The organism is Roseicyclus sp. (genome assembly GCF_018402035.1).
In the GTDB taxonomy this organism is placed as follows: Bacteria; Pseudomonadota; Alphaproteobacteria; order Rhodobacterales; family Rhodobacteraceae; genus Roseicyclus.
The window spans coordinates 1-11,987 of the sequence record NZ_JAGYJN010000019.1 but is presented as its reverse complement, the minus strand read 5'-3'; the positions used below and the strand labels follow the sequence as shown (position 1 = coordinate 11,987).

Below are 11,987 nucleotides of genomic sequence, written 5' to 3'. Positions count from 1 at the left end.
AATTCCTCCGATGCGGATACGTTTTGCACGACGACCACCGCTCTTTCGGGGCAAGAAGTCCACGAAACTGTCTCCGGTTTCGGCAGATAAACCGCTGGACTGTGCAGCGTTCAGCCGGATGACGCCCGCGGCTAGGATGCGCCCGATCTCCGCGAGGCGCGCTTGCGCTGACATGCGCTCAGGGCATAGGGGATTGGGCCCCGAAACCGGGCCTTCGAAAGTGGATGACATGGCGACTTTTCGCGATTGGGATGATGCCCAGAAGGTATCGCGAAATCAGGAAAACACAAGCTTTTCAATATTTTGTGGACAGTATCGACCTGTTCGCAGCGCTGCGCAAATCTGCGCACGCGCCCCGTCGTCCCCATGGCTGATGCAGACTGTTCAGGGCGCGAATCAGCGCGCGTCGCCGCCCATGAACTTGTCGAACGTGTCGAGTTCCGGCTCTTCCTCTAGCTGAGCCATCTCCCACGGCGATGGCGCGCGGTCGGGATAGAGCAGTAGCGAAATCGATATCTCATTGCCGGGCGAGAACACGGTCATTTCACGCACCGGCTCGGAACCGGCCCAGACACCAGCCGGGTGGTGATGGCCGTGACGGCCCGTATCCCAGTCCACCTCCTGCGCGGCCATAGAAGCTGGCGGCAACTCGGTCACGACCTGCCGGGCGCGATAGAACACGCCGGATTTCAGCAGCGGTTCGCTGGACCAAGCCCAGTCGATGAAGCCTTCCTTGCCAACCACGATCATGGCGCGCTTGTCGGTGATGGTCATCCACTTCAGGATGGCCGCGGTCAGCGACACGGCATAGCGGTCGGACAACTCGGTCATCACGTCGATGTCGATTGCCCGCCCCTTGATCTGGGAGCGGAAGTCATCAAGCGGCATGAGTAGGTAGGAGGCAAAGGTGTTGGCCTCGCCTTCGATCTTGGTCACGCTCTCGTCCCAGTCCGCCATGTTCCGATTGGTGCACTTTAGGCCAGACGGGTGCAGGTGCCGATGCAAGAGATAATGCCCCAGCTCATGCGCCAGCGTGAAGTTACGGCGACCTGCAGACCGGATGCTTTCGTTGTAGATGATGCCCCATTCACCCGAGCCGTTTGGATGCGGCATCAGCATACCCTCGACGCCCTTCGACAGGTCCAGCCCCCCGACCATCGTGATCGGCGCGTCAGGAAATACCTGCCGTGAGAAATCCTGCGCCAGTGCCGCCACGTCGATGGGGAAGCGCGGGAGCCCGTGCACAACCTGATGCACGGACAAAATCTTGGTCAGGCGGTTGGCCCAACTTTGAGGCGTGGTCGGCAGGCTCAATCCTTCTTTCCCCACATATCGATCATCTGATTGATCTTAGCTTGGTCGTCCGGGGCGAGCTTGCTGAATTTGCGGAAGAATGCCTCCTTTAGAACCGCGTCTCCGGGCTCCTCGCTTTCATCCAGCAGGTAATCGGTGGTGACCTCAAGGGCCTGAGCGATCCGTGTCAGTTTTTCTCCGGACGGCTTTCGCGCGTCGCGGTTTTCCAACTCCCAAATGTAGCTCTTGCTCGAGTCGGTCAGTTCCGCGAGCTTGTCTAGGGAGTATCCCTTTTCCTGGCGGTGGCGCTTGATCTTGGCGCCGAGGGACGTGGTCATCGTATCATCCTTGTTTTCCTTGGTTGTAGGAAGCTTGTTCGGTATGCCGAACAAAATCGTGCCGTGCAAGTAGACATGGCGGTTTGTTCGGTATATATCGAACAGCATCGTATCGCTTTGCGCCGATTCTCTCCCATTTTGCCACGAAAGGGCTCCCATGACTGCTATTTCCGCCTTCTTCCGCAAGACCCCCGTCATTCGCCTGAAGGAGTATTTCACCTCCGGCGGGTTCACTTCGCTCGCTCCCGTCGATTGGACCAAGCCAGAGGCCGATGTTGTCGAACCGCTGATCAAGGCGGTCGATGGTATGACGGATGACGAAAGGCAGCGTGTCGTCCTTGACGCAGGTCGTGTCGCGGCTCTCGCCGACGAACCCGGCCAGAATGCGTTGCAGAACGTTGTCCTGAACCGCGCGATCTTCGATACGCTGGAGGGGGCCAACAATCGCTCGCTCTGGGTCTTTCTGAATGAAAACGACCGCTTCCGCCTTGCGGAAGAGGTGCGTTACAACGATGAACGCCGTCGCGGGCGCTCTTGGAGCGGCTTCGAGGTCGAGAAAGACTGCACGGTTCGCCGTGATCCGATCTCCGTTGCGGCCTTCACCAAGGCAATCCGCGATCGTTTCGACACCCCGCATGTTCACGTCGACATTTTTGACCGGCACCGCGTGATCCTCGATGATCAGGAATGCGATCTCGTGCAGGTCGCTGTCTACCGCGAGGGCCGGCCGGAAGACATGCTGGGCTTCGATGCGAACAGCACACTGTCGCGGCGCATTGTGAAGCCCGTTTTCGAGGCAGCGCTGACCTACGAGGCGGACACCGGCATCATCGAGGTGGTGGCCAACACGCTGGAGGACCGGCGGGATCTGACGGCTTATATGGCCCGCGATCTGCTCGGTATCGACTTCGAGGAAAAGCACATCCCCTTCCGCGAATACGACCTCAGCATGTTGCTGAAGCCCTTCGACTTCCCGACCGACGTGGAGGACGGGATCAAAGAGGTGACCGTCAAGGAACTGCGCTTCATGGACGTCGGCGAGCGCAACGAACGGATCACACTCGAATCCATGTCGGGGGCAGAGCGGTCCATCTGGGAAATGGCAGAAAAGCGGATCGGTCTGGACATCGGCGGCACGGGGCATGGCCTGCCGGTCGCATCGGGCGTGCCGGAATGGATCATCACGCGCGCCCGGTTCACGATCAAGTTCCACCCGGGCCCGGGCGGTGGACGGGGCAAATCCCTGACGCTGACCGTGACGATGCCGCATGGATGCAACCTGAAGGACATGACGCCGCATGAGCGTCTGATCGGCGAGAAATATCTGCGCCGTTGGGGCATCCTGACTGACACCGCCGACCTTGGTGACCTCATTGACTAAGCAGGGTGTAGATTTGCTGCTGCGGGTGATGGAAACCCGCGCCGCCAAGATACAGGCAGCGACCTTGCGGCAGGTGGCGCCTCGGGCAACAGATGAGTTGCTCGGGGCCAAGCTTCTGGTGGCGTCCGGGCATATCCCGGTCGTCACTGCCATGGACGCCTTCGAGGACGAGCCCATTCCGGCGGAGTGGTGCGCCAAGCGCAGGCAGTTCGGCTACCATAACAGCGTCGGCCGCTGGGTTGTCGTCGATGCAGACGAACTCGCGGCGTTGATCGTCGCCTACCAGGTGATCTTCAGCAAGATGCTGGTCGGTTTCGAACGTTCTGCTCCAGAGCATCCGATCTCGCTGATTGATGGTATCGCTTGGGATATTGGCACCATCAGGCTGACTGGCGCAAAATCACCGGTGCCAGTCTGGTTCGCACGGCGCCTTGCTGACCCTGGGGTCTGGAGCAGTCTTGATGCCCTTTTCGAACGCAGGCCGCCCGACGAGGTCCGGGTCGTTCTGACGTCGACCCGCGGTGATCGCATTCCGATCACAGCGAACAGGCGCAACTTGGTTGTCAGCGTGGCTGATGTGGTCGGCTCCCCGGGCAAACTCGCGATCTCGCCGCAAGCGCTCGGCGCGCGAGTGTTTCCGGGTCAGGTCCAGCGCAAGTTCCCCATCGACCATTCGGAAGACTGTGGGATCGTCTGGCATCGCGGCGAAACCCTGACCTTCAGCGGGGACAAGCAGCGTTTGCTATTGCAACTGCTATTCGCAGCCTACGAGGCCAAATCGCCAGTCCTGCGTGTGGCATACGTCCTTGAGGAAGCGAGCTACAAAGACCAAGTGAACACGCTGAAAAAAGCCTTCGGCCGCCGCACCGACTGGCAGCGCTTCATCAAGTTCGATGATGGGAACTGCTGGATAGAGCCCTGATTCTGCCATCCTTGATCCCATTGAAAGGCCGTCCTTCGGGGCGGCCTTTTTTCTTCCCGGGGCGTCAATCTTCGCTGCCTCCCGGTTTGCCTCCCGCCTGCCTCCACGGTGCCTCCCAGCCCCTCCGCCATGTTGATCCCGCAAGTGTTCGCAAAAACCCCAAGGAGGTTCACATGGCGCTAAGGCACCTTTCCCAGATCGAGCTGGCGGCTCGCTGGAACATTTCACACCGCACGCTGGAGCGTTGGCGGTGGACGGGCGAAGGCCCGAAATTCATCAAACTCGGGGGTCGGGTGATTTACCGGCTCGAAGATGTCGAGGCTTTCGAGGTCGAGCAGATCCGCGGCGCGGATCATGAACCACATCGTCCGATGTCGGCGTGAGGGGGGATGACATGACGATCTCCAATCACATCACCCTCGCCGATCTCCATCGCATGCCGGTGGGCCAGATCGCGGCGCTGCCCGCCGACCAGCTCGCCCTGCTGAAAGGCATGGCGGACGAGCAACTGACGCAGGCGAAGTCGCTCTCGGACTGGCTCGATGGCGCCATTTCACTGAAATACGCCGATCGCGCCGGTGAGTTTCGCCACGAAGCTGGCAAAGACACTGGGACGATCCGGTTCGAGGATGACGGCGTCACCGTCATCGCCGAACTGCCCAAGCGTATCGATTGGGACCAGGCCAAGCTCGCCCAGATCGCCGCGAACATCGCCTCCGCTGGCGAAGACCCGGCCGAGTTCATCGACACGAAGCTGTCGGTCTCCGAACGCAAATACGGTGCCCTGCCGGAAAGCTGGCGCAAGGGGTTTGAACCCGCGCGCACGGTCCGGACCGGCAAGCCCAAGTTCCGTCTGGTGTTGAACGAGGAGGTGCGCTGATGGCCATTTCTCTCGCATCCCTGCGCATGACCTCGGCGCTGACGCCGCCGCGCATCCTGATCCACGGTGTGGCAGGGGTCGGCAAATCCACCTTCGCGGCCGATGCCGACCGGCCGGTGTTCATCATGACCGAGGACGGGCTCGGCAAGCTGCAGGTGCCGCATTTTCCGCTGGCGACGAGCTATGCGGAGGTGGCCGGGGCCCTTGATGCGCTGCTGACCGAGGACAACGAGTTCGGCACAGTGGTCATCGACAGCGTCGACTGGCTGGAACCGCTGATCTGGGCCGAGGCCTGCCTGCGCAACGGCTGGGCCTCCATCGAAACCCCCGGCTTCGGCAAGGGCTATGGCGAGGCGCTGAATGTCTGGCGCGAATATCTCGACAAGCTGAATGCGCTCCGGGACCAGAAGGGCATGGCGGTCATCCAGATTGCCCATACCGACATCAAGCGCTTCGACAGCCCCGAGCACGAGCCCTACGACCGGTATGTGATCAAGCTGCAGACCCGCGCCTCGGCGCTGCTGCAGGAACATTCCGATGTGGTGCTCTTTGCCAATTACCGGATCTCGGTCGCCAAATCCGATGTCGGCTTCAACAAAAAGGTGACCCGGGCGCTCGGGTCCGGTGCGCGCGTCATGCACACCGAAGAGCGCCCCGCCTTCCTCGCCAAGAACCGTTACGGCCTGCCAGACACGCTCGAGCTCAGCTGGGCCGAGTTCATGGCGGCCATGCCCCAATCCGAATGATACACCTGAAAGGACACGACCATGGCACGTTTTGATACGTCATTTGACGCCACCAGCGTTGAACCCACCACCCCCTATGAGCTGCTGCCCGCCGGTAAATACAGCGCCCAGATCGTCGAGAGCGAGATGCGCGTGACCCGCAATGGCATGGGCCAGTTCCTCTGGCTGATGCTCGACATCCTCGATGGCCCATATAAGGGCCGGAAGATCTTCGATCAGCTGAACCTGGTGAACCCGAACCCGACCACGGTCGAGATCGCACAGCGCACGCTGTCAGCCATCTGCCATGCGACGGGCCGGATGCATGTCAGCGACAGCGAGGAGTTGCACCTGATCCCGATGACGATCCAGGTGAAGATCAAGCCGCCCAAGAACGGCTACGGCGAAAGCAACACCATTGCCTATCTGCCGCCCGAGAAGGGTGCCGCGGCGATCGCACGCACCGCAAAGCCCGCGCCCGCAGCACCCGCGATACCTGCGGCCCCGCCCAAGATGGCGTCTGCTCCCTGGAACAAGAAGGGCTGAGAACCCGCGCTGCCCTTTCGCCCGTGCGTGATGGGGCGGCGCCTCCCGAAACCTGAGGACACTCCCATGACTGACCTGAACAACGCGGCCCCCGTGGCCGTGATCAGCCCCGGCTTGCCTGATGATCAGCGCCGGTTGATCGAACTCGACGACGCCATTGCCAAGATCCGCACCCAGATCGCGACGGCCGATCTTGCGCGGCAGCGCGGCCATAAACCCATCGACCCGGACTGGTTCCACCGGGCCCGCACAGCGCTGCGCCATCTGAGCCGCGAGCGGGCGGAACTTCTGGCCCAAGGCACCGGACGTCGCCGCCGCGAAAAGCTGAAGGACGCGCTGATCGGCGTTCTGCGCGAGCGCCATGATCCAGAAACCTGGAGCGGCATTCTGGCCGAGGCACAGGCCCGCAGTGAACGGGAGGGTTTGTGATGGCTGATCTTCCCGCACCGCCGACGCCGACACTCACGGCCATTTATGCGTCCTATGAGACCCGGCAGGGTGATGGCTTTCGTGATCATCTGGGCGCGTCGATCATCGGCAAATCCTGCGCACGTGCGCTCTGGTATGATTTCCGCTGGATCACGCCCACGCGCCATTCCGGTCGCCTGCTGCGCCTCTTTGAGACCGGCCAGCTGGAAGAGGACCGTATGGTCCGCAATCTGCGCGCCACCGGGGCCACTGTTCTGGAACTGGATCCGGAAACAGGACGGCAAATCCGCGTTGAGGCCCATGGCGGTCATTTTGGCGGCTCGCTCGACGGTGTGGCGCTCGGCCTGCTGGAGGCCCCGAAAACCTGGCATGTGCTGGAGTTCAAGACGCATGGGGTCAAGAGCTTCACTGAGCTGACCGCCAAAGGCGTGGTGCTGGCCAAGCCCCAGCATGCCGCGCAGATGCAGATCTACATGCATCTGACCGGGATCACGCGCGCGCTCTACATGGCGGTCTGCAAGAACACGGACGCGCTGCATATCGAGCGGATCGAGGCCGACAGTGCGATGGCCGAGCGTCTGCTGGACAAGGCTGGCCGGATCATCTTCGCCCAGCATCCGCCCGCGCGGATCAGCGAGGACCCCGCATGGTTCGAATGTCGGTTCTGCGATCACCATGCTGCTTGCCACGAGGGTGGCGGTGCTGCCGTGACCTGTCGGTCCTGCCTGCATTCCACCGCCGTGGACGGCGGATGGCATTGCGCCCGGCACGACCGGATGCTGGCTCCGATCGAGCAGCGTGCGGCCTGCAGCAAACATCTCTTCATCCCCGATCTTGTGCCGGGTGAGGTCATCGATGCGGGGGACGACATTGTCACCTACCGCATGCCCGATGGCTCCACTTGGGAAAACGACGCCCGTACCACGGAGGCCACATCATGCTGACCCTGCGCCCATATCAACAGGCCGCGATCGCTTCGATCTACGCATACTACGAGAACAAATCGGGCAATTGTTGCATTGTGATCCCAACAGCTGGAGGCAAGTCTCTGGTTATGGCTGCCTTCATCGAAGGCGTGCTGAAAGCCTGGCCCGACCAGCGCATTCTGATCGTGACCCATGTGCGCGAGTTGATCGCGCAGAACCATGCCGAGATGATCGGGCTCTGGCCCGAGGCACCCGCAGGCATCTATTCGGCGGGGCTTGGCAAGCGCGAGGCGCAAGCGCGCATCTTGTTTGCCGGCATCCAGTCGATCCATCGCCGCGCGCAGGAAATCGGCCATACTGATCTGGTGCTGATCGACGAGGCCCATCTCATCCCCGGCAATTCCAGCACCATGTATCGCCGCTTTCTCGACGGGCTGGCGCAGATCAATCCGGCGCTGAAGGTGATCGGGCTGACCGCCACGCCGTTCCGTGTGGATTGCGGCATGCTGCATGAGGGCAAGAACGCGCTCTTCACCGACATCGCCTTCGAGGCGCCTGTGCGCGATCTGATCGATCAGGGCTATCTGAGCCCGCTGGTTTCCAAGCAGCCTGCCACCCGGCTGGATGTCTCGAAGGTCGGCACGCGGGCTGGCGACTTCATTGCCCGCGATCTGGCGGCCGCGGTCGATCAGGAGGCTATCACCCGCGCGGCTGTCACCGAAATCATTGAGTACGGGAAAGATCGCAAGTCCTGGCTGGCTTTCTGTTCGGGGGTCGAACATTCCCGTCATGTTGCAGAGGAATTCCAGCGCCGGGGCATCAGCTGCCGCACGATCTTTGGCGACACGCCCAAGGACGAGCGTGATGCGATCATCGCGGCCTTCAAGCGCGGCGAAATCCGCGCGCTGGCCTCGATGGGCGTGCTGACCACCGGCTTCAACGCGCCCGGCGTCGATCTCATAGCACTCTTACGCCCCACGAAATCAGCCGGGCTTTATGTGCAGATGGTGGGACGCGGCACGCGGCTCAGCGCTGGCAAGGAAAACTGCCTCGTTCTGGATTTTGCTGGCAATGTCCGCCGCCACGGTCCGATCGATCTGGTCCGGCCCAAACGCCCTGGTGAGGGCGGTGGGGGCGATGCACCCACAAAGGTCTGCCCCACGTGCGAGAGCATCATCGCGCTCTCTGCCACGGAATGCCCGGATTGCGGATACGAATTCCCAGCCCGTGAGGTGAAAATCGCCCCCACCGCTGCCGCATTGCCAATTCTATCGCCAAAAACACCGCAATGGCTACAGGTCGCAGGCATCTCCTATAGCCGCCACGACAAGCTGGGCGGGCGGCCCTCGCTTAAGGTCACCTATAGCTGCGGGCTCACGTCCTACAGCGAATGGGTCTGCATCGAGCATCAGGGCTACGCCCGCCAGAAGGCAACGGACTGGTGGTGCAAGCGTGCGCCGGGTTTGCCCGTTCCGCTCAGCGTCGATGAGGCGATTGCGCAGGCAGGCCATCTTGCACGCCCCAGCGACATCTCGGTCCGCCCCTCGGGCCGCTATTTTGAAATCTCCGGATACAGGTTCGATCCATGCGCCAAACCCGCCCCGGCCTCTGCGCCGTCTGCCACCGGCAACCTCGCGGCTTTGGTTGGTTCGACGCAGGTTTCCGCGTCGCTGACCAGCGGCGGGACGCAAGTCGGCAGCACCTCTGCTCCCGCGCCTGCCAGGACATCTGCCACAGGAGGAAGGGCATGATCGATCCCACCCCGAATGAGAGCGAGGCCATGACCGTCGGCGGCCAGACGGGCGGCGAGTATCTGGAAAGCATCGGCAAGTCCGATCTCGCCACCCTGACCGAGACCGAATGGGACCGCTTTCTTGATGCGGTCGTCACCGGATATTGTGATCACCTGCGTGAGCTTGCGGGCAAGGACCGCACGCGGCTCGACGCCATGACCCCCGAGGTGCCCTTCTGATGGCTGACACATCCTTCATGGCGCGCTTCGGCGCGCGGCTCGTCACCAATGGCTATGCCATCCTGCCCATCGGCCCGGGCACGAAGAAGCCCGGCCGCTTCCAGCGCGGAGCATGGACGGACTATCCGGAATGGAACCGCCATGCCGAGCGCGGCACCACCGAGGTCGAGGTGGCCACATGGTCGTCCTGGCCCGATTGCGGCATCGGGATCGTGGGCGGCGCTGTCGCTGCGGTCGATATCGACATCAAGGACGACGCCGACTTGGCGCTGCAGATCGAGCGCCTTGCCCGGGAACGCCTCGGGGACACGCCCGCCCTGCGCATTGGCCGGGCCCCGAAGCGGATGCTGGTCTATCGCACCAACGAGCCGTTCCGTGGCATCAAGCGCCATCCGCTGGAAGTGCTTTGCCTCGGGCAACAGTTCGTGGCTTACGCAAATCATCCGGACACAGGTGCGCCCTATGCATGGCCCGAGGAGGGGCTGGCGGATATCGACATCACCGACTTGCCCGAAATCACAGCCGAAGCTGCGCTTGCGTTTCTTGACGAAGCCTATGCGCTGCTCCCGGAAGCGTTGCGCCAGCGTGGGCTCTCTGCCGTTGCACCTGCGGGTGAAGTCGAGCGCATCCACAGCCAGATCGGAACCTTGCCCGCGATCGAGGCGGCGCTCGCTTGGCTGCCCAACGCTGAACTCGACTACGACAGCTGGATGCGGGTTGGCATGGCCCTGAAAGGTGCGCTTGGCGAGGCCGGGGCTGATCTCTTTGCTGACTGGTCAGCGCGGGCGGCCAAGGATGTGCCTGCGACCACGATGAAGGCCTGGGCCAGCTTCAAGCCCGACCGGATCGGCGCGGGCACGATCTACCATCTCGCCATGGAACGCGGCTGGCAGCCTGAAATTGATTTGCGCCTCGATGGTAGCGTCGATCCTGAGGTGGAGCACCCAGCGGCGGGGCTGTTGTCGAGGTTGGGCGTTCAATCCGACCAAGACGGCGACACCCCGGCCAGCCCACCGTTCACGCTGGTGATGCCCGACGGTTTGGTGGGCGATCTGACGGAGTACATGCTGGCCACTGCCCGGCGCCCGCAGCCGCTCCTGTCGCTTGGAGCCAGCCTCTGTGCCATCGGCGCGCTGATGGGGCGGCAATACCGCACGACAAGCAACCTGCGCTCCAACCTCTATGTCGTGGGCATCGCCGACAGCGGATCGGGCAAGAACCATGCCCGCGAAATCATCAACGAGACCTTCTTCGAGGCGGGTCTGGCCCACCACCTTGGGGGCAACAAGATCGCATCCGGCGCAGGGCTTCTGACCGCGCTGCACCGCCAGCCCGCGATCCTGTTCCAGATCGACGAGTTCGGGATGTTCCTGTCGGCTGCCGCTGACCGCAAACGCAGCCCGCGCCATATCACCGAGATCCTCGACAACATGACCGAGCTTTACACCTCGGCCGGCGGGATCTTCCTCGGCGCGGAATACGCCAACCGGGACGGCACGAACGAGCGGCGCGACATCAACCAGCCCTGCCTTTGCGTCTATGGCACCACGACGCCCTTGCACTTCTGGGGGGCGCTGCAGGGGGCAAACGTGGTCGACGGCTCGCTGGCCCGTTTCCTGATCCTGCCCAGCGATGAGGACTACCCGGATGAAAACATCGCCGTTGGCATCCGGCAGGCACCGCCTGCGCTCATCCATGGGCTGCAGCTGATCGCAGCAGGTGGAGGCGGAAAAAAGGGCAACCTGACGGGCAAGACCGCTGATCAGAACACTGCCGTGAACCCTATGATCGTGCCCATGACTGAGGAGGCCCGGGCTCGGTTCCGCCAGCTCAGCATCGAGCTGACCGAGGAATTGCGGGCCGCCGCTGGCACGGCCTTCACGGCCATCCTCGCCCGGATCGGAGAAAACGCCCTCAAACTCGCGCTCATCGTGGCGGTCGGGCGCAACCCGGTGCGGCCTGAGATCGAGATCACGGCGGCTGAGTGGGCCATCGCCTTCGTGCGGCATTATGCACAGCGCACCATGGAAGCGGTCGAGCGGCATGTCGCGGACACCGAGACCGAGGCACACCTGAAGCGGCTAAAAGAGATCATCCGGGGGACTGGGGCTAAGGGTCTCACCAAGTCCGAGATCACTCGGGCCTCACAGTGGCTGAAATCCCGTGATCGGGATGAGATCCTGGTGACGCTGATCGAGAGCGGGGACATCACAACTGGCATGCGCGGGTCGTCGACGAGGCAGGCCATGGTCTATCGAATGGCCCACTGGGGTGGCGTCTGGCGAGATGCTTCAGGGCGCAAAATCATGCAGAAGGAAGTTTGATTATGCTTAAGCGTATGATAATAGTGAAAAAAAGAGGAACTATCACGTCCTTCAATCTTTCAAGAGGACACCTTATCCCTTACGCGTGTACGCGCGCGCGGTTTAATAAAAGAATGACTACCTTCTATAACTATATAATAATATGAATGATATATATTATATAAGGACGCCAATGGGTTAGCATGGCGAAAGCTTCATGCTAGCTCTTTGAAGCGCAAGAAAGATGTGCCGGGCGGCTCGCTCGCCCCGCG

Annotated in this window: 13 protein-coding genes; 11 read left to right on the top strand and 2 right to left on the bottom strand. The window is 62.1% G+C overall.

The genetic code is table 11. The features are described 5' to 3' along the window. Positions 1-396: 396 nt before the first annotated feature. Positions 397-1,314, bottom strand: coding sequence for an ImmA/IrrE family metallo-endopeptidase (locus tag KG698_RS14130; RefSeq protein WP_213686207.1), 918 nt, complete (start codon positions 1,312-1,314; stop codon positions 397-399). Next, the gene (locus KG698_RS14125; protein WP_213686206.1) at positions 1,311-1,790 is read right to left on the bottom strand and encodes a helix-turn-helix transcriptional regulator; all 480 of its coding nucleotides are present in this window, start codon (positions 1,788-1,790) and stop codon (positions 1,311-1,313) included. Before KG698_RS14125 ends, KG698_RS14130 begins: the two co-directional genes overlap by 4 nt. Here KG698_RS14125 and KG698_RS14120 point away from each other — a divergent pair. The 11 genes from KG698_RS14120 to KG698_RS14070 all read left to right on the top strand — a co-directional run bounded on the left by KG698_RS14120 (position 1,789) and on the right by KG698_RS14070 (position 11,736). Continuing rightward, the gene (locus KG698_RS14120) at positions 1,789-3,012 is read left to right on the top strand and encodes a hypothetical protein (RefSeq protein ID WP_213686205.1); all 1,224 of its coding nucleotides are present in this window, start codon (positions 1,789-1,791) and stop codon (positions 3,010-3,012) included. The genes KG698_RS14125 and KG698_RS14120 overlap by 2 nt on opposite strands. Positions 3,013-3,040: 28 nt before the next feature. Then, positions 3,041-3,934 carry a hypothetical protein gene (locus tag KG698_RS14115; RefSeq protein ID WP_213686204.1) on the top strand — a complete coding sequence of 298 codons (894 nt, stop codon included), beginning with the start codon at positions 3,041-3,043 and terminating at the stop codon, positions 3,932-3,934. 173 nt (positions 3,935-4,107) lie between these two features. Continuing rightward, the gene (locus KG698_RS14110) at positions 4,108-4,317 is read left to right on the top strand and encodes a helix-turn-helix domain-containing protein (protein ID WP_213686203.1); all 210 of its coding nucleotides are present in this window, start codon (positions 4,108-4,110) and stop codon (positions 4,315-4,317) included. A gap of 11 nt (positions 4,318-4,328) precedes the next feature. Then, the gene (locus KG698_RS14105; RefSeq protein ID WP_213686202.1) at positions 4,329-4,814 is read left to right on the top strand and encodes a hypothetical protein; all 486 of its coding nucleotides are present in this window, start codon (positions 4,329-4,331) and stop codon (positions 4,812-4,814) included. Further along, a complete protein-coding gene (locus KG698_RS14100) occupies positions 4,814-5,560 on the top strand; it encodes an ATP-binding protein (RefSeq protein ID WP_213686201.1) in 747 nt (248 codons plus the stop codon). Before KG698_RS14105 ends, KG698_RS14100 begins: the two co-directional genes overlap by 1 nt. A gap of 21 nt (positions 5,561-5,581) precedes the next feature. Continuing rightward, positions 5,582-6,085 carry a DUF669 domain-containing protein gene (locus KG698_RS14095; protein ID WP_213686200.1) on the top strand — a complete coding sequence of 168 codons (504 nt, stop codon included), beginning with the start codon at positions 5,582-5,584 and terminating at the stop codon, positions 6,083-6,085. Positions 6,086-6,151: 66 nt separating this feature from the next. Next, positions 6,152-6,514, top strand: coding sequence for a hypothetical protein (locus KG698_RS14090; RefSeq protein WP_213686199.1), 363 nt, complete (start codon positions 6,152-6,154; stop codon positions 6,512-6,514). After that, on the top strand, positions 6,514-7,458 hold the full coding sequence (locus KG698_RS14085; RefSeq protein ID WP_213686198.1) for a hypothetical protein: 945 nt from the start codon (positions 6,514-6,516) through the stop codon (positions 7,456-7,458). The genes KG698_RS14090 and KG698_RS14085 overlap by 1 nt, the downstream gene beginning before the upstream one ends. Further along, positions 7,452-9,191: a DEAD/DEAH box helicase gene (locus KG698_RS14080; RefSeq protein WP_213686197.1), complete on the top strand. Its 1,740-nt coding sequence runs from the start codon at positions 7,452-7,454 to the stop codon at positions 9,189-9,191. The genes KG698_RS14085 and KG698_RS14080 overlap by 7 nt, the downstream gene beginning before the upstream one ends. Next, entirely contained in the window at positions 9,188-9,412 is a 225-nt protein-coding gene (locus tag KG698_RS14075; RefSeq protein ID WP_213686196.1) for a DUF6511 domain-containing protein, read from the top strand. The genes KG698_RS14080 and KG698_RS14075 overlap by 4 nt, the downstream gene beginning before the upstream one ends. Continuing rightward, the gene (locus KG698_RS14070; RefSeq protein ID WP_213686195.1) at positions 9,412-11,736 is read left to right on the top strand and encodes a PriCT-2 domain-containing protein; all 2,325 of its coding nucleotides are present in this window, start codon (positions 9,412-9,414) and stop codon (positions 11,734-11,736) included. The genes KG698_RS14075 and KG698_RS14070 overlap by 1 nt, the downstream gene beginning before the upstream one ends. Positions 11,737-11,987 lie beyond the last annotated feature (251 nt).

What these genes read in the sequence shown, in the direction of transcription:
- KG698_RS14120 (WP_213686205.1), top strand. Translation starts at nt 1,789, where the DNA reads ATGACTGCTATTTCCGCCTTCTTCCGCAAGACCCCCGTCATTCGCCTG.
- KG698_RS14125 (WP_213686206.1), bottom strand. Translation starts at nt 1,790, where the DNA reads ATGGGAGCCCTTTCGTGGCAAAATGGGAGAGAATCGGCGCAAAGCGAT.
- KG698_RS14115 (WP_213686204.1), top strand. Translation starts at nt 3,041, where the DNA reads ATGGAAACCCGCGCCGCCAAGATACAGGCAGCGACCTTGCGGCAGGTG.
- KG698_RS14110 (WP_213686203.1), top strand. Translation starts at nt 4,108, where the DNA reads ATGGCGCTAAGGCACCTTTCCCAGATCGAGCTGGCGGCTCGCTGGAAC.
- KG698_RS14105 (WP_213686202.1), top strand. Translation starts at nt 4,329, where the DNA reads ATGACGATCTCCAATCACATCACCCTCGCCGATCTCCATCGCATGCCG.
- KG698_RS14100 (WP_213686201.1), top strand. Translation starts at nt 4,814, where the DNA reads ATGGCCATTTCTCTCGCATCCCTGCGCATGACCTCGGCGCTGACGCCG.
- KG698_RS14095 (WP_213686200.1), top strand. Translation starts at nt 5,582, where the DNA reads ATGGCACGTTTTGATACGTCATTTGACGCCACCAGCGTTGAACCCACC.
- KG698_RS14090 (WP_213686199.1), top strand. Translation starts at nt 6,152, where the DNA reads ATGACTGACCTGAACAACGCGGCCCCCGTGGCCGTGATCAGCCCCGGC.
- KG698_RS14085 (WP_213686198.1), top strand. Translation starts at nt 6,514, where the DNA reads ATGGCTGATCTTCCCGCACCGCCGACGCCGACACTCACGGCCATTTAT.
- KG698_RS14080 (WP_213686197.1), top strand. Translation starts at nt 7,452, where the DNA reads ATGCTGACCCTGCGCCCATATCAACAGGCCGCGATCGCTTCGATCTAC.
- KG698_RS14075 (WP_213686196.1), top strand. Translation starts at nt 9,188, where the DNA reads ATGATCGATCCCACCCCGAATGAGAGCGAGGCCATGACCGTCGGCGGC.
- KG698_RS14070 (WP_213686195.1), top strand. Translation starts at nt 9,412, where the DNA reads ATGGCTGACACATCCTTCATGGCGCGCTTCGGCGCGCGGCTCGTCACC.